General features: G+C 71.8%; 15 protein-coding genes and 1 pseudogene. 6 read left to right on the top strand and 10 right to left on the bottom strand.

The window, feature by feature from the left end; translation table 11 throughout:
• Window positions 1–74: 74 nt before the first annotated feature.
• The 6 genes from mfd to QQK45_RS12885 all read right to left on the bottom strand — a co-directional run bounded on the left by mfd (window position 75) and on the right by QQK45_RS12885 (window position 8,112).
• Window positions 75–3,743, bottom strand: coding sequence for a transcription-repair coupling factor (gene mfd, locus QQK45_RS12910; protein WP_284293599.1), 3,669 nt, complete (start codon window positions 3,741–3,743; stop codon window positions 75–77).
• Window positions 3,744–3,825: 82 nt separating this feature from the next.
• Window positions 3,826–4,422, bottom strand: coding sequence for a hypothetical protein (locus tag QQK45_RS12905; RefSeq protein WP_284293598.1), 597 nt, complete (start codon window positions 4,420–4,422; stop codon window positions 3,826–3,828).
• Entirely contained in the window at window positions 4,419–5,348 is a 930-nt protein-coding gene (locus QQK45_RS12900) for a glycosyltransferase family 39 protein (protein ID WP_284293597.1), read from the bottom strand. Before QQK45_RS12900 ends, QQK45_RS12905 begins: the two co-directional genes overlap by 4 nt.
• A 102-nt stretch (window positions 5,349–5,450) precedes the next feature.
• Window positions 5,451–6,494, bottom strand: coding sequence for a glycosyltransferase family 4 protein (locus tag QQK45_RS12895; RefSeq protein WP_284293596.1), 1,044 nt, complete (start codon window positions 6,492–6,494; stop codon window positions 5,451–5,453).
• On the bottom strand, window positions 6,487–7,578 hold the full coding sequence (locus tag QQK45_RS12890; protein WP_284293595.1) for a glycosyltransferase WbsX family protein: 1,092 nt from the start codon (window positions 7,576–7,578) through the stop codon (window positions 6,487–6,489). The genes QQK45_RS12895 and QQK45_RS12890 overlap by 8 nt, the downstream gene beginning before the upstream one ends.
• Window positions 7,579–7,638: 60 nt before the next feature.
• Window positions 7,639–8,112: an acyltransferase gene (locus QQK45_RS12885; RefSeq protein WP_284293594.1), complete on the bottom strand. Its 474-nt coding sequence runs from the start codon at window positions 8,110–8,112 to the stop codon at window positions 7,639–7,641.
• Between the two features lie 208 nt (window positions 8,113–8,320).
• On the opposite strand from QQK45_RS12885, the gene QQK45_RS12880 reads away from it, so the two are divergent.
• Window positions 8,321–9,166: a hypothetical protein gene (locus QQK45_RS12880; RefSeq protein WP_284293593.1), complete on the top strand. Its 846-nt coding sequence runs from the start codon at window positions 8,321–8,323 to the stop codon at window positions 9,164–9,166.
• Window positions 9,159–10,175, top strand: a complete 1,017-nt coding sequence (locus QQK45_RS12875) for a glycosyltransferase family 2 protein (protein WP_284293592.1) — start codon at window positions 9,159–9,161, stop codon at window positions 10,173–10,175. Before QQK45_RS12880 ends, QQK45_RS12875 begins: the two co-directional genes overlap by 8 nt.
• Here the strand turns inward: QQK45_RS12875 and QQK45_RS12870 are convergent.
• Together QQK45_RS12870 and QQK45_RS12865 are read right to left on the bottom strand one after the other, a co-directional pair.
• The gene (locus tag QQK45_RS12870) at window positions 10,172–10,951 is read right to left on the bottom strand and encodes an ABC transporter permease (RefSeq protein WP_284293590.1); all 780 of its coding nucleotides are present in this window, start codon (window positions 10,949–10,951) and stop codon (window positions 10,172–10,174) included. The two genes, QQK45_RS12875 and QQK45_RS12870, sit on opposite strands and share 4 nt — an antisense overlap.
• Before the next feature lie 115 nt (window positions 10,952–11,066).
• Window positions 11,067–12,194: an ABC transporter ATP-binding protein gene (locus QQK45_RS12865; protein WP_284293589.1), complete on the bottom strand. Its 1,128-nt coding sequence runs from the start codon at window positions 12,192–12,194 to the stop codon at window positions 11,067–11,069.
• 334 nt (window positions 12,195–12,528) lie between these two features.
• Between QQK45_RS12865 and QQK45_RS12860 the strand changes: the two genes are divergently transcribed.
• Genes QQK45_RS12860 through QQK45_RS12845 form a run of 4 tightly spaced genes read left to right on the top strand, consistent with a single transcriptional unit; the run spans window position 12,529 to window position 14,606 of the window.
• Complete coding sequence (locus QQK45_RS12860; protein ID WP_284293588.1) at window positions 12,529–13,227, top strand: glycosyltransferase; 699 nt, start codon at window positions 12,529–12,531, stop codon at window positions 13,225–13,227.
• Complete coding sequence (locus tag QQK45_RS12855) at window positions 13,194–13,682, top strand: glycosyltransferase (protein WP_284293587.1); 489 nt, start codon at window positions 13,194–13,196, stop codon at window positions 13,680–13,682. Before QQK45_RS12860 ends, QQK45_RS12855 begins: the two co-directional genes overlap by 34 nt.
• Window positions 13,675–14,457, top strand: a complete 783-nt coding sequence (locus QQK45_RS12850) for a glycosyltransferase family 2 protein (protein ID WP_284293586.1) — start codon at window positions 13,675–13,677, stop codon at window positions 14,455–14,457. Before QQK45_RS12855 ends, QQK45_RS12850 begins: the two co-directional genes overlap by 8 nt.
• A gap of 14 nt (window positions 14,458–14,471) precedes the next feature.
• The gene (locus QQK45_RS12845) at window positions 14,472–14,606 is read left to right on the top strand and encodes a hypothetical protein (protein ID WP_284293585.1); all 135 of its coding nucleotides are present in this window, start codon (window positions 14,472–14,474) and stop codon (window positions 14,604–14,606) included.
• A gap of 1 nt (window position 14,607) precedes the next feature.
• On the opposite strand, the gene QQK45_RS12840 is transcribed toward QQK45_RS12845, so the two are convergent.
• Together QQK45_RS12840 and QQK45_RS12835 are read right to left on the bottom strand one after the other, a co-directional pair.
• Entirely contained in the window at window positions 14,608–15,690 is a 1,083-nt protein-coding gene (locus QQK45_RS12840) for a phosphotransferase family protein (RefSeq protein ID WP_284293584.1), read from the bottom strand.
• A gap of 52 nt (window positions 15,691–15,742) precedes the next feature.
• Window positions 15,743–16,303 (bottom strand): annotated as a pseudogene (locus tag QQK45_RS12835) (acyltransferase); the annotation flags it as partial.
• Window positions 16,304–16,382 lie beyond the last annotated feature (79 nt).

The raw sequence follows: 16,382 nt of genomic DNA, 5'->3' as shown, positions 1-16,382 counted from the left end.
CGCGCAACGTACGCGAGGTGCGCACGCCCCGACCCGCGTCGGGCACGACTTTCACCCCACGGGCAGTAGCGGGCTCAGTGGCCGCCGGTCCCGACCGCCGCGGCCGCCGCCACCTCGCCGACGATCACCGCGTCGATGAGCTGCTTGGCCCACGCCAGCACCTCGACCCCGTGCAGCGGCTTGCCGCCGATCCTGGCCGTCGTCGGGAACGGGACGAGGATGGTCCGGACCGCGGGCTTGAGGACCGTCCCGGGGTAGAGCCGCTTGAGCCGCAGGCTCGCGGACTCCGCGAGCTCGACGGGCGCGAACCGCACGAACTTTCCCTGCGCGGTGACGTCGGTGAGTCCCGCGCGTCGGGCGTGGTTGCGGAACGCGGCGACGTCGAACAGCGCGGACGCGACCTCGGGCAGCGCCCCGTACCGGTCGACGAGCTCGGCACGGATCTCCGCGAGCTGGGCGTCGTCCTGGGCGCCGGCGATCTTCTTGTACGCCTCGAGGCGCAGCCGCTCGTGCGCGATGTACTCGACGGGCAGGTGCGCGTCGACCGGCAGCTCGATCGTGACGTCCGCCTGCTCCTCCTCGACGTCGCCGCGGAACGACGCCACGGCCTCCCCGACCATGCGCACGTAGAGGTCGAACCCGACGCCCTCGATGTGGCCCGACTGCTCGCCGCCGAGCAGGTTGCCGGCGCCGCGGATCTCGAGGTCCTTCATCGCGACCTGCATGCCCGCGCCGAGGTCGGTGTGGGCGGCGATGGTCGCGAGGCGGTCGTGCGCGGTCTCGGTGAGCGGCCGCTCCGGCGGGTACAGGAAGTACGAGTAGGCGCGCTCCCGGCCGCGGCCCACGCGCCCGCGGAGCTGGTGGAGCTGCGAGAGCCCGAGCTGGTCGGCCCGCTCGAGGATGAGGGTGTTCGCGTTGGAGATGTCGAGGCCGGTCTCGATGATCGTCGTGCAGACGAGGACGTCGAGCTCCTTCTCCCAGAAGGCCCGGATCACCCGGTCGAGCTGGCCCTCGCTCATCTTGCCGTGCGCGACGTCGACCCTCGCCTCGGGCACGAGCTCCCGGAGGCGCGCGGCCGCCCGGTCGATGGACTCGACCCGGTTGTGCACGTAGAAGACCTGGCCCTCGCGCAGCAGCTCGCGCCGCACGGCCGCGGTGATCTGCTTGTCGTCGTACGCGCCCACGTAGGTGAGGACGGGGTGCCGCTCCTCGGGCGGGGTCGCGAGCGTCGACATCTCGCGGATGCCGGTGACGGCCATCTCGAGCGTGCGCGGGATCGGGGTCGCGGACATCGCGAGGACGTCCACGTTCGTGCGTAGGGCCTTGAGCGTCTCCTTGTGCTCGACGCCGAACCGCTGCTCCTCGTCGATGACCACGAGGCCGAGGTCCTTGAAGCGGATGCTGCCCGTGATGAGCCGGTGCGTGCCGATCACGACGTCGACCGACCCGTCCGCGAGGCCCGCGATCGTCTCGTTCGACTCCTTCTCGGACTGGAAGCGGGAGAGCGCGCGGACCGTCACCGGGAACTGGGCGTACCGCTCCGAGAAGGTCTCGAAGTGCTGCTGGACGAGCAGCGTCGTCGGGACGAGCACGGCGACCTGCTTGCCGTCCTGGACGGCCTTGAACGCGGCACGGATCGCGATCTCCGTCTTGCCGTAGCCGACGTCACCGCAGATCAGCCGGTCCATCGGCACCGACTTCTCCATGTCGGCCTTGACCTCGTCGATCGTCGAGAGCTGGTCCGGGGTCTCGATGTACGCGAAGGCGTCCTCGAGCTCGCGCTGCCACGGGGTGTCGGGGCCGAACGCATGCCCCTCGGTGGCCATGCGCGCCGAGTAGAGGCGGATGAGCTCGCTCGCGATCTCCTTGACGTGCTTGCGCGCGCGGCTCTTGGTCTTCGCCCAGTCCGAGCCGCCCATCTTGGACAGGCTCGGCGACTCGCCGCCGACGTACTTGGTGACCTGGTCGAGCTGGTCCATCGGGACGAACAGCCGGTCCCCGGGCTGGCCGCGCTTCGAGCTGGCGTACTCCAGGACGAGGTACTCGCGCGTCGCAGCGTTCGCGCCGGTGCCGAGCGTGCGCTGCACCATCTCGACGAACCGCCCGACGCCGTGCTGCTCGTGCACCACGAAGTCGCCCGCGCGCAGCTGCAGCGGGTCGACGACGTTGCGCCGCCGGCTCGGCATGCGGCGCATGTCCTTGGTGCCCTGACCCGCCCGCCCCGTGAGGTCGGACTCGCTGAACACCGCGAGCTTGAGGTCGGGCATGACGAAGCCCGGGACGCCCGGTGCGACCGTCACGAGGACGATGCCGGGCTCGGGGCCCTCGGGAGCATCCGTAGCATTCAGCGACGGGACCAGCCGAGCCGCCGTGTCCGACGCGCGGAGCTGCTCCGTCATGCGCTGGGCGGGGCCGTGCCCCTCCGTGGTGAGGACCAGGCGCCACTCGGCGTGCTGGAGGCCGCGGACGTCGTCGACGGCGCGGGCCACGTCCCCCGCGTAGCGCTCGACGTCGCGCGCCGGGATCGTCAGGGTCTCGACCCCGTCTTCGACGAGCGCGTTCAGCTCTTCGTCGCCCAGGCCGAACGACGAGAACGTCCACCAGCCGAGCCCTCGCCGGGCCGACTCGTCGCGGACGTCCGCGAGCGTCAGGAACGACGCCGCCGACAGGTCGAGCGGCGTGTTCCCGCCGCCGGCCGCGCCGGTCCACGCCGCGGCCAGGAACTCCTCGGTGGTCGCCACCAGGTCGTGCGCACGACGGCGCACACGCTCGGGCTCGACCGCCACCAGGAGCGCGTCGTCGGGCACGAGGGACAGCACCGGGACCATCCGGTCCACGAGGACCGGGGTGAGGGACTCCATGCCCTCGGTCGCGATGCCGTTCGCGATCCGCTCGAGCATGTCGACGGCGCCCGGCAGCTTCTCCTGCAGGCTCAGCGCCCGCGCCCGGACCTCCGGGGTGAGCAGCAGCTCGCGGCACGGCGGCGCCCACACGCCGCGCTCCGCGACCTCGAGGCTGCGCTGGTCCGCGACCGAGAACCAGCGGATCTCCTCGACCACGTCGCCCCACAGCTCGACGCGCAGCGGGTGGTCCTCCGTCGGCGGGAAGACGTCGAGGATGCCGCCGCGCACCGCGAACTCCCCGCGCCGCTCGACCATGTCCACGCGCGCGTACGCGGCGTCGGAGAGGCGCTGCGCGACATCCTCCAGGTCCACGCGGGTGCCCTGGTGGAGCTCGACGGGCGCCAGCTCGCCCAGGTTCTCCACGACCGGCTGGACGAGGGCTCGCACAGAGACCACGAGGACCCGGACCGGTCCCGTGTGGCTCGTGCCCGACGGCCCCAGCCCGCTCCCGGGGGTCGCTGCGGCCGCGTCGGCGCTCGCGGGGGCGTCGGGGGTCGACGGGTGCGCGAGGCGGCGGAACACCGCGAGGCGCCGCGCCACCGTGTCCGCCCGCGGCGACAGGCGCTCGTGCGGGAGGGTCTCCCAGCTCGGCAGCACCGCGACGGACTCGTGCGCGTCGTCCGGGAGGTAGGCGCGCACCGCGGTGGCGAGCTCGTCCGCCTCGCGGCCCGTCGCCGTCACGACAACCAGAGGGCGCTTCGCGCTCGCCGCGGCCAGGAGGGGCGGGCGGGCACCCACCGACGCGACGACGTCCAGCTCGCCCCGGGCACGGACGCGCTCGACGACGGACGCGGCCGTCGGGTCGGCCAGGACGGCGGGCAGGAGTCCAGTGAGGTTCATGCGATTCCTTCGACGTGCGCGGGCGGTGCCGACGGGCGGGCAACACGAACGGCCCGATCCGTCGACCGGAGCGGGCTGCTCGTCAAGAGTACGCGGACGAACAGGCACGCACCGGAGCCCAATCGGACGCGGAGAGCCGGAGGACGACGGTGGACGGGCCGCTCCAGATGACGTCCACCGACGACCATCCTTCGGTGGCGAGGCCGGTGACCGCGGCATCGAGAGTGGTCTCTCGCAAGGACACGAGCCCGACCGTGCACGCGCCGCGCGAGACGTCGCTCGGCGACGTAGGACGTCCCGCGTCGAACAGCTGGCCGTGCTCGCTCCCCCGAACCGCGAACCCGACGTCGGCCAGTCCGACGAAGTCGGACGGGTAGGCGTCACGTGCTCGCCTCGGGGACCGCGCTGAGCCGTCGTCGGGCACGAAGACCACCGCATCGCAGGTCGCTCCGTGCGTCGACACGACCTCGGCCGCCGCGGACCAGTCGCTGTTGTCCTTCGCGCCGACCGACCATGCCTGTGCGACCGCCCATGCCCCCAGCACGGTCAGCACGGCGCCGGTCGCGACTGCCCAGCGCAGACCGATCGACGCGAGGAAAGCTCCGAGGAGAAGGGCGACGGCCGGCGCGGTGTAGGCGAGATAGCGAGGTACGAACATCGGCGACACTGCGAGGCTCACCGCCAGCACCAGGACGTTGGGCACGATGGCCCATGCGAGCGCCAGAACCGCGGGGGAACGGGAGAGCTCCGCCACGCCAGGGGAAACCCCCACGGCAGCAGCACGACGGCGGCCATCGCAAGCCAGGCCGGTGCGGCGAACGGTGCCTGTCCACCGAACCACTCGTGCACGCTGAGGGTGCGCGCGACGTCCCACGCCGTGGGAGCCTCGACCCAGCCGATCTGCCCCTTTTGCCGCTCGGCGAGGACGACGAACGGCGCGAGCGCCGCGAGAGCGCACCCGACGGTCAGCGTGAACCGACGCCAGACCTGACCACTCGGACGGACGGCGAGCAGGACCAGGGCGTGCGCCACGACCAGCGTCAGGGACTGCACGAAGGCGAGGGCCGTCGCCGCGATCCCACATGCGTAGAGGATCCACCACGACGCCTTACGTTCCCGGACCGCGAGCACGAATGCCACGGCGGTCCAGGTCGCGAGCGCAGTCACGAACGCCTCGGACCGGGCTTCGATCGCCGCGCCCGTCGACACCGGGAGCACCAGCATCGCGAAACCTGAAGCGACAGCCAGCCGTCGTCCGGCCAGCACCGCCCCCAGAACCACCACGCCGGCTGTCGCGCAGCCCGTGAAGACCGCGCTCAGGATGCGGACCGCAACCACGCTGTCGCCGAACGTGGCCGTCCAGGCCTGGACGACGACGTACCAGAAGCCGTGGACCAGATCCATGTGACCGAGGAGCGCGACCAGGACCGGCATCGACCTTCTGACGGCCACCAGGGTCGCCACCTCGTCGGTCCATGCGGAAGGGCGACCGGCACCCCACAGCCCGACCAGGACCGCAATACATGCGAGGAGCACCGACCATGCTGCGACCGAGAGGTCGCGCCATGCCCGCACGGGTGTGCCACTGCTCGACGACGGCTCCACGCGCGAAGCGTACGGACCTGCCGCCTCGAGGACGCGCGATGGGCCGGGTGAATCTCCGTGCGCGCACCCGACACTCGTTCGGACGATGCCGCCGGCCTTGCGTCAGCCTTGGTAGAGGCGCTCGTAGTCGTCGACGACCGTGGTCAGGGCGAACGTTGCGGCGCGCTGGAGTCCCGACTGACGGAGCTCTACGAGCCCACCGGGGTCGCCGAGCAGTCCGCGCAGGGTCGGGCCGATCTCGGAGAGCTCGGCGAGCACTCCCACGCGCCCCTCGTCGGTCACGTATCGAGCGCCAGGGTTCGGAGTCGCGACGACCGGTACCCCGCTCGCCATTGCCTCGACGTACGGGATGCCGAAGCCCTCGTAGTCGGACGGCAGACAGAACACCCAGGCGCGTCGGTACACGTCGGCGAGCTCGGCGTCCGACAGCTCCCCGAGCACGCGTACCCCGTCCCCCGGGTTCGGGGGCGCGTCGCGCGTGACCATCCAGAGCTCAGCTTCAGGCAGGGTCGGCCGGACGACGTCACGGAACTGCGTCGCGAGCTCGGCCCCGCGCTTCCGCCCGGCCCAGGTGCCCACGAACAGGACGACCGGGTGGTCGGCGCGCGCGCCGTCGTCGGGGGCGAAGCGGGTGAGGTCGACGCCGTTCGGGATCACGCCGTGCACCCACGGGTACCAGCGCCGGGTCGCAGGCGAGACGACGACGGTCCCGTCGGCGACGAGGCTCGCGAGCACCTCGGACAGTCCGAGCAGCACCATACGCGCCTTCTCCTTGAGCCCCTTGATGGTGCGGGCCTCCTCGAAGCAGGACCCGTGCAGCGTGCGCACGTGCCGCGGTACCCGGCGACGCCACATCCAGTAGTCGTCGCCGTGCGCGTGGATGACGTCGTACCCGGAGAAGTCGAGGCGCCGGAGCGCGAGCGCGAACCGGAACGTCCTCCCGACGCCGGCCATCTCGATGTGGCGGTGCCGGTAGACGGCGCCCTCCACGGGTGGGCAATCGCTGAAGACGTCGACGTGGTGGCCACGGCGCGTCAGCTCGGTTGCGAGCGCATGGACCTGGTAGCCGATGCCCATCTTCGAGGTGCTCGGGAGGTAGTACGAGATCATCGCGATCCGCAGGGAACGCGTCGTCGGGTCAGCCACGCAGACCGTCCCGGAGAGCCTCGAGCCAGCGGCGCCCGAACCGGAGGTCGGGCTCGAGGTGGTTGCCCTCGGCCCACTCGTTCCACGACTTGACCCACAGGAGCCGCTCGTCCGCGGGCCGCGAGGCGAGGCTCTCGGCGGCCTGTCGGACGTTCGCGCCAAAGGCTTCCGGCGTCGCGCCGCGGAGCACGACGCCGCCCCGGCCCGACCGGGGCGTGTTGTCCCAGTTTGGATAGACGCACGGCTGGACATGGGGACCGGTCAGGTTCTGCGACGTCCAGTCGGTCGTGTACGGGTAGATCTCCGGGCCGCCACGCAGCTTGCGGTAGGCCCGCATCCGGTACAGGGCCACGGGTGACGTGTCCGCCGGCATGCGCATGTACACGCCGGCGTCGAAGCCGTCCTCCTCGACCCGGTCGTAACGCACGCCACGGCCCAGGAGGTCGCTCATCTCGGCGATCAGGTACAGCGCCTCGAGCCCCGCGTCGCGCGCCCAGCCCTGCCACAGGTCGACGAACGCCGCGGCGTCGGGCAACTCCTCGGGCCGGAACACGTAGAAGACCGGCCGGCCGCCGACCCGCAGGTAGCGCTCGTCTCGGAACGCCGGGAGGACCGCGTCGAAGTGGGCGCGGTAGTCGTCCACGCCGGGGTACCGCTGTTCGACGAGGACGCGATCGGCGTCCCCGTGCCAGATCCCGCTCCACGTCTGGTTCGCCCACGCCAGGCAGAAGGAGATGCCCGGCTCCCCCGACGTGAGCACCTCCTGGAACGGGCGCTCCAGGATCCGTCGACCGTCACCGAACCAGTAGTGCCAGTAAGCGAACGCCTCGACGCCGTACTCCATGGCGAGCTCCGCCTGCGCCCGCCGCGCCTCGGGGAGGCGCAGGTCGTAGAACCCGAGGTCGGCGGGGACGTCCGGCTGATGGTGGCCTGGGAAGAGTCGGCGAGCGCGGGCGACGTTGGTCCACTCGGTGAACCCCGCACCCCACCACACGTCGTTCTCCGGGATCGGGTGGAACTGCGGCAGGTAGAACGCGACGGCGCGGGACAGTCTGCTGCCGGTACCCGTGTCGATGTCGCTCACGCGCCCAAGATACGGTCTGCCCCCACCGTCTCCGGCACCCGCACGGAGACTTCACCCCGGTCAGACGAAGCGCTTCGCGTAACCCAGCCGGTACGTCAGGTCGTGGCTGCGTTCCCGGACGAATCGCGCCGGATTGCCGGCGACCATGGCGAACGGCGCGACGTCCTTCGTGACGACCGCACCCGCCGCGACGACGGCGCCCTCGCCGACGGTCACCCCGGGCAGCACGATGGCGTGGCTCGCGATCCAGGCGTGGTCGCCGACCACGACCGGCGCGCCGACCTCGGCGAAGTCCGGGGAGTCGACCGCGTGCTGCCGGGTGTAGATGGTGACGTGGCTCCCGAGGTTGACCGAGTCCCCGATCGTGAGCCCGGAACGACCGTCGAGGAACACGCTGTCACCGATCGTGCAGTGGTCGCCGACGACGATGCGCTCGGGCGCGTAGAACTCTGCCCGCCAGTGGATGCTCGAGGTTGGCGGCAGCACCATCCCCGCCCGCCGGTAGAACCAGTTCCTGACGGAGTGGGAAGGCACGCGCCCCAGGTCCGTCAGGAGCCGCAGCCGTAAATCGCCCCATACCTCCCGGCGCCACCGCGCAGCCGCGAGCAACGGGGCCGGAGCGAGGATTTCACCTCGTCGCGAAGGGTCATGGAGACTGCTCCTCGGGCGCGTGACAAGCGATGATCGTGACCATACCGCCGCGCGACCCCTCTCGCGGCCGGTCGACGTCGACGGAGGACCTGTGACGAGACGCATCGGCGCATACGTGCTGCCGGGCGACGCGACGTGGCTCGACCGAACCCTCCCTGCCTACTACGGACTGGTCGACGAGCTGGTTGTCCCCGTACCGACCGACGGCCGCGGCTGGACCGGTGCGCCGATCGAGGTCGAGCGCTGCCTGGAGATCGTCCGGGCCGTCGACACGAGAGGGCTCCTCCGGATCGTCGAGGGCCGGTGGACCCGTCCGGACGATCCGCTCGCTGCCGACACCGCGCAGCGGCAGGCCGCCGTCGACGCTCTCTCCCCGTCGGTCGACTGGGTCCTTCAGGTCGACAACGACGAGCTCCTCCCAGACCCGACGGTCCTGCGGACCGCGATCGACCGCGCGGAGGAGCTCGGCGTCGTGGGCGTCGAGGTTCCCATGCGTGTCGTGTTCCGGCGCACACGGCGTCACGTCTTCGAGGTCGCCTGCACGGACGGCAGCCCGCACCACGAGTACCCAGGGCCGCTCGTCGTGCGCGCGGGCGCCCGCCTCGTCGATGCCAGGCGCGCCGACGGGCCCTTCCTGCGGCTCGTGGTCGCCGGCGGCGACAGGTCGCTGCAGGTGGGCCGGCCGGCGGAGCCCGGTGAGCTGCGTGAGGCCACGCTCAGCGCGGAGCAGGCCGTCGTCCACAACTCCTGGGGCCGCCCGAGCGCAGACATCCGGCGCAAGGTGCACTCGTGGGGGCACGCGAACGACACGAAGCAGCGCCGCTACTTCTGGGCGGTGTGGTGGCCGGCTCCGCTCACCTGGTGGGCGCTGCGCGACTTCCATCCGTTCGCGCGCGGACTGTGGCCGCGCCTGCTGCGGCGGCGTGGCGATGCCTGACCGACCGGTCGTGCTGGCGCGCCTCGACGGGTCCTCCGGGCGCGACGCCGACGCCCTCGCCGGGAGGAGCCTCGTCGTGGTGCTGTCGTTCGAAGGACGGGAGGACACGCTCCGCTGCGTCGCCTCGCTCGTCGACGGCTCGCCGGCGCACACCGTGCTCGTGGTCGACAACGGGTCGGGCGACGGGACGGTCGCCGCCGTCGAGGAACGGTTCCCGCAGGTTCGCACGCACGAGACGGGCGCGAACCTCGGCTTCGCGGGCGGGATGAACGTCGGAGTCGCCCGCGGGCTCGCCGAGGGCTTCGACGCGATCACGATCCTCAACAACGACACCGTGGTCGAGCCCGGCGCGATGGACCGGCTGGTCGCGGCCGCGATGCGGGATGCCGTCGCGGTGAGCCCGAGGGTCGTCTACCTCGCAGATCCGACCCGCGACTGGTTCGCCGGCGGGGTGCTGGACCCCCACGACGGGCTCCCGCGGCACGCCCCGTACGACGAGGCCCGCTACCGCGCCGAGACGGCGGACGCCGCCGGGGGCTGCTACCCGGTCGACCTCCTGGCCGGGTGCTGCATCGCGGCGAGCTCCTCGGCGTGGCGACGGGTCGGGGGCTTCGACGAGCGCTACTTCCTCAACTTCGAGGACTCGGACTGGTCGCTGCGCGCCCGCGCGGCCGGGTTCTCCCTGCAGGTGGACCCGCGGGCCGTCGTGCGGCACCGGGTGTCCGCGTCATTCGTCGGTCAGCACTCTTACCTCGGGACGTTCTACTACACCCGCAACCTGCTGCTGTTCGCGCGGACGTGGCGGGGGCACGGACCACGGGGTTGGGCGATGCTGTGGCGCCGGGTCGTGCGTCCGCTGCCGTCGCAGCTCCGCGGGACCGGGATCCGCGAGTCCGCCCGGCGCACCGCCGTCGTGGCGTCGGGCGTCGTCGCGCACCTCACGAGGCGCTACGGGCGCGCGCCGAGGGCGCTGGAGCGGCGTGCGACGTCGTGGGCGGGACGCCGCTAGATCACGTCGGCAAAGTTGCGCTCCCACGACTGGAAGAACAGCGCACCCAGGTAGAAGACGACGACCGCCGCACCGGCGAACGCGCCGATCTGCCACAGGGGCGGCCGGTCCAACCCGAGGAGCGACCACCGGAAGAGGCCGAGCATCCAGGTCAGCGGGTTCGCGTTGAACAGGCCGCGCAGGTTCTCCGGCACCTCCGAGACCGCGTAGGCGACCGGGGACGCGTACAGGAGGACCTGCGTCAGCCACGGAAGGACGTAGCCCACGTCGCGGTACTTCACCTGGAGCGCGGCTGCCGCGAGGCCGAGACCCATCGACAGCAGGACGACCAGCACCACCCAGACCGGGACCAGCAGGACGGGCCAGCCTGGGTTGATCCCGTAGAGGATCAGGAGCACCACGCCCAGCACGAGGGCGACGAGGAAGTCCAGCAGCACGGACGCGGCGCTCGCTAGGGGCACAATCATGCGCGGGAAGAAGACCTTCGACACGAGTGACTGGTTGGCGACCATCGACGGGGCGCTGCGACCGAGCACGTTGTTGAAGAGGTTCCACGCCAGCATGCCCATGTACGAGAAGACGAAGTACGGGACGCCGTCGGAGCTCAGGTTCGCGACTTGGCCGAACACGATCGAGAAGATGCCAGCCGACGCGAGCGGCTGGAGGACCACCCAGGCGACGCCGACGACCGTCTGGCGGTAGCGGAGGAGGATGTCACGCTGCGCGAACCGGTACGCGACCTCGCGCGCCTCCCACAGCTCGGCCCAGCGGGGCAACGCGAACCGGCCCGGCGGCGTGATGACCGTCGTCGCGGTGCGCTTCCCCGGGCCGACCCGCGTGCGGTCGACCTTCCGTGGCGGGCGCCGGTGCTCAGCGCGAGATCCTCGCGGTTCACCCGGCGGCACCGCCAGCGGGCCGAGCCTGGTAGGAGTAGTCCGACAGGACGAGCCCGGAGGCCAGCGCCTCGTCGCCAGCCAGGACCGGGTACGGCGAGACCGGGAGCACCTCGAACACGGCCGCACCCTCCCACGAGTCGAGAACCCCGGTCTTGCAGACGAAGACGTCGACCGTGTAGCGGCCGGGTTTGAGCCACAGGTCCCGGATCGCGAGGGTGAGGGACTGTGGCGTGGCGGGATCGAGCCACACGCCGACGTTGCGGGAGTCGCACTGGACGACGACGACGCCGTTCTCGTCGTTGACGTGGACGGACACGAAGTATTGGCCGATCATCGCCGTGTTCGCATCGATGTCGATCTCGAGGATCTTGTCCTCGGCGGGCTCGAACGACTCCTCCGCCAGCCGGACGGACCGCGCCCGAAGCTCGCCGGTCCCCGCGCGCCGCGACGCGTCGGTCTGCTCGGCCGCGAATGCGGAGAAGCTCGCCCGGTAACGTTCGAGCGCGCCGTCGACGGGGCCGTAGTAGGAGAGGCGGCCCCGCTCGAGGTAGAGCGCGGACGTGCAGAGCGCCGTGACGGTCTGCATCTGGTGGCTGACGTAGAGGACGGTGCGCCCGTCCTTGGCGACGTCCCGCATCTTCGCGAGCGACTTGGCCTGGAACTCGGCGTCCCCGACCGCGAGAACCTCGTCGATCGCGAGGATCTCGGTCTCGAGGTGGGCAGCCACCGCGAACGCCAACCGGACGTACATCCCGGACGAGTAGCGCTTGACGGGCGTGTCGAGGAACTTCTCGACCCCGGAGAACTCGACGATGCTGTCGAACTGGCGCCGGATCTCCACGCGGTTCATCCCCAGCAGGGAACCGGACAGGAAGATGTTCTCCCGGCCCGTGAGCTCCGGGTGGAACCCTGTCCCCACCTCGAGCAGGCTGCCGATCCGGCCTGCGAGCTCGATCCGCCCGTGCGTGGGAGCCGTGATCCGGGTCAGGAGCTTGAGGAGCGTCGACTTGCCGGCGCCGTTGCGTCCGACGATGCCGACCGCCTCACCCCAGGGGACGTCGAAGGAGACGTCGTCGAGGGCGCGGAACTCCTCGAACCGCGTCCGGCGCAGCGGATGCCTCATACGCTCGACGGCGGCCTCGACGGCGGTGTTGGGCCGGTAGCCCTTGCGGCCGACTCGGTAGGATTTGCCGAGCCCGCTGACGACGACGGCCTTTCCCCGGCCCGGCTCATGCGCGCCCTCGGAACCGGGAGCGGGCGCGGGCGCCGCTCCGAAGGCCCGCGGCCGCAGGCCGGGGGTCGTGGTTCGTCAGGTTCGGCACCTCGCCATTATCGGGGAGACTCCCCGGACGACGGCCCGGCCACGGCCATTTCACCCCGGCACCAGCCATCTCACCCGCATGGCCGGTCGATACGATCGACGCTGATCCGGACGGCCGCGAAAGGTGGGGACACGCATGGCGCAGCGCCTGACCCACCTCATCACGCCGGGCGACCACTACTCACCGTTGACGGGCAGCGCCGTGCCCACGGTCGTCCACGGCCTGAGCAGCGCGACACCGGTCGGGGAGGCCTCCCCCGTCGTCGTGGTCGCCCGTGGCACTTACGCGGAGCGCTACGACGACGCGCGGATCGTCGAGTACGACGACCACGTCCCGGGGCGGCTCGCCGGGAAGGCGATGCGGTACGTGGACCCCGTCTGCGGCGCCGTTCTGGGTACCCGGCCCGCCGCGCGGCGGCGCAGCCGCCCGGCCGTGGAGGCGTCGGGGCAGGGCGACGGGGTCGTCCTCGCCCACAACCTCCCCCAGTCGGTCCCACTGCTCCACGCAGCCGGGCACGCCTCGGCGCTGTACGCCCACAACCAGTTGCTCGGCACCTACACCAGCCGTGAGGCGAGCCGCGCGCTCGACGGCGCCACGGCGATCGTCGCGGTGAGCGACTACCTCGCCGACGCGCTGAGCGAGCGTCTCCCGCCCCGGCTCAGGAGTCGCGTCACCGTGGTTCGCAACGGCGTCGACGCCGACCAGTTCGCCGCGCCGGAGCGGGTCGACGACGGCGTCGTCGACGTGGCCTTCATCGGCAGGGTGATTCCGGAGAAGGGGTCCACGTCCTCGTCGAGGCCGTGGTCCGGACCGGGCGTCCCGACATCCGGCTGACCGTCGTCGGTGGGGCCGGATTCGCCCCGAACGCGCCGCTGACCCCCTACGAGAAGTCCCTCCGACGCGTCGCGGCCCCCGCCGAGGACCGGATCAGGTTCGTCCCCTTCACAGCGCGAGCCGACGTACCGCGGCGGCTGGGAGCGGCCGACGTGACCGTGGTGCCGTCGACGTGGCCGGATCCCTGCCCGCTCACGGTGCTGGAGGGTGCGGCGTCGGGTGCGGCCGTGGTCGCGTCGCGTATCGGCGGGATCCCGGAGATCGCGGGCCCCGCGCCCGGAGCGACCCTGGTGCGCCCGGGGGACGTCGACGAGCTCGCGGGAGTGCTGCGAGGGTTCGCGGAGTCGCCCGCCGCGCTGAGCCGCGCCCAGGCCGCTGCCGCGGCCTACGCGCAGTCGCACGAAGCGTCCTGGGACCTGGCGCTCGCGACGTTGCAGGGAGCGCTCGATGGCTGAGCCGGACGTCGTCGTCATCATCCCGGCCCGGGACGCCGAGACCACCATCGGAGACCAGCTCGCCGCGCTCCACGCCCAGGACTGCGGTGTCCCGTTCCAGGTCGTGGTCTGCGACAACGGCTCCACCGACGCGACCGCCGACGTTGCGCGCTCCTGGGCGGACCGTCTCGAGCACCTCACCGTGCTGGACGCGTCGGCGCGGCGCGGGCCCAGCGCAGCCCGTAACGAGGGCGCGCGGCGGACGACGGCACCGTTCCTCGTGTTCTGCGACGCCGACGACGTGGTCGCGCCGGGCTGGCTGCGCGCGATGCGGGAGGGATTGGGCAAGGCGGCGCTCGTCGCCGGCGTGCTGGAGGGGGACAGCCTGAACGCCGGGCACCGGGGCGCTCTGAGCTGGGTGCCTGACGGCGTGTACCGCAAGCCGTTCCTCGACCTGCTTGCCGTCTCGTCCAACAACTTCGGGATCCGACGGGATGTGTTCGAGGCCCTGGGCGGATTCGAGGAGCGGCTGTCGACGAACGAGGACACCGACCTGTCCTGGCGGGTGCAGCTGGCGGGTCACGCGCTCGTCCGCGAGACCGAGGCCGTCGTCCACGTCAGGAAGAGAGAGGGTCTTCGCGCCATCTACCGGCAGGCATACACGTACGGTGCCGGGGACAAGCTGCTGAAGGCCCGCTACGCAGAGGTCATCGCCGCATTCGACGAGAGCCCGCGCCCCCTGCTGCGGCAGACGACGCACCCCCGCCCACGGAGCACGTCGTCCGGCGAGCGCTGAACAAGGCACGGCGGGTGCACCGCCCGGCCGACCTCGCCGACCAGGTGTGGCGGGCGGGGCACTGGGTGGGCGACCGGTTCGGGCGGGACGATCCGACGATCCCGCGCGTGCCGGCGCCCGAGCACCTTCCCCCGGTGTCGCTCGGCTGAGTCAGGAGTCGGCCGTCGCCCCGAGACGTCGCGCGACGCCGCCCGCGCGCGTGCGTGCCCGCCGCGCGGCCTCGGTGATCCCGGCGCCGTACCGTGCGAGGCTTCCCCGGTTCAGGAGATCCACGGCGGCCCGTACCTGCCCGACGGCGAACTCGTGCTGTCGCGCGTCCGTGTGCCCCCGGTAGGCTGGCTCGACGGCCATCGTCACGGCGAGGTGCAGGCCGTACAGCCGGACGCGCAGCGCCTCTCCTTTGCTCAGCGAGCTCGTCCCGTAGCCGCGCAGGAACGCGGACGAGTGCCCGAACGCTGGGAGCTGCGACCCGATGAAGCCGTACTCCATCAGAGGGTCGGCGTACATCGCCCGCTCGTGGTCGATCAGCGCGACGATGCGACCGTCACGGACCATCACGTTCGAGTCCCAGAGATCGCGCTCGACGAACCGCGGGGTCACCACGTCGTCCAGGACGGAGGCGTGCCGCGCCACGGTCGCACGCACCACGTCGTAGGGGAGCCCGAGGTCGACGGCGCGTCGTTCGCCGTCGGACAGGACGTCCTCCACCATCGTCACGAAAACCGTCCGCCAGGACCCGCTCGTGGCCTCGACGATCCGCCCGAAGGACTCCCCCGGGATGTCGTTCAGCCGGCGGTTGAGCCGGCCGACGTTCTCGAGCTGCCGCTCCCGCTCCCCGAAGGAGAGTCGCGAGCTCAGCACCCCGAGGTCGCTGCCCTCGACGAACTCCATGAAGAACCAGGTGGCATTCGCCAGGTCGTGCGTGCGGTCGACGTGGTCGATGCGGGGGACCAGGTCAGGCACGTGGCTCCTGAGGACGTCCATCGCCGCTAGCTCGACCTCCATGGCGTCCCGCTCATGCGTGAGCACCTCGACGTCCGAGGGCGGCGCGATCTTCAGCGCGACGTCCCGGCCGTCCCGCAGCCGGATCCTGTAAGCGACGTTGAACCAGCCGTTGCCCAGCTCCGTGCACCAGCCAGAAGGGCCACCGACGGACCGAGGCACGGCGGCCGCGCCGTAGGCACGCTCGACCATCGCGGCCAGCACCCCCGCGTCCTGCCGGTTCTTCGTCACGCTGTCCACGGACTGCCCTCGACCTCCGGGACGAGCTCGAGTCCTGCCCCTTCTCCACGTACCGCTCTCCGGTCGCCGGGCAGGCCCATCCGCCGTCCGCGAGCGGCTTGAGCGGCTGACCGGCACGTCCCACCCAGCCGATCCTCCGCGCGGGCGTACCGGCGACGAGCGCAAAGTCGGGCACGTCGCGGATTACCACGCTGCCCGCCGCCACGGTGGCCCAGCGGCCGACGGTCACCGGCGCGACGCACACGGAGCGCGCACCGATCGCGGCTCCCGTCCTGATGCGGACACCGACGGCCTGCCAGTCGTCCCCGGACTTGAGGCTCCCGTCGACGTTCACGGCGCGTGGGTAGAGATCGTTCGTCAGCACGACCTCCGGCCCGACGAACACGCCGTCCTCCAGGACCGCCGGCTCGTAGACCAGCGCGTAGTTCTGCAGCTTGCAGCGCGCCCCGACCGTGACACCGGGGCCGATGTACGCGCCACGGCCGACCGTGGTCTCCTCCCCCACGACGGCGTCCTCACGGATCTGCGCCAAGTGCCAGACCCGCACGTCACGTCCCAGCCTCGCGCTCGGGTCGACGTCCGCCGTGCTCTCGATACGCGTCACTGCTGCCTCCGTACGGGTGAAACCGCGCCGCTCCTGACCGCGTGCCGTCCACGGCTCACTAGTCTGGCGTATCGAGGAA

The sequence above is a fragment of the Luteimicrobium album genome (genome assembly GCF_030161555.1).
In the GTDB taxonomy this organism is placed as follows: domain Bacteria; phylum Actinomycetota; class Actinomycetes; order Actinomycetales; family Cellulomonadaceae; genus Luteimicrobium; species Luteimicrobium album.
Note: the sequence above shows the minus strand (reverse complement) of the source record. Positions and strands in the feature narration are given on the sequence as shown.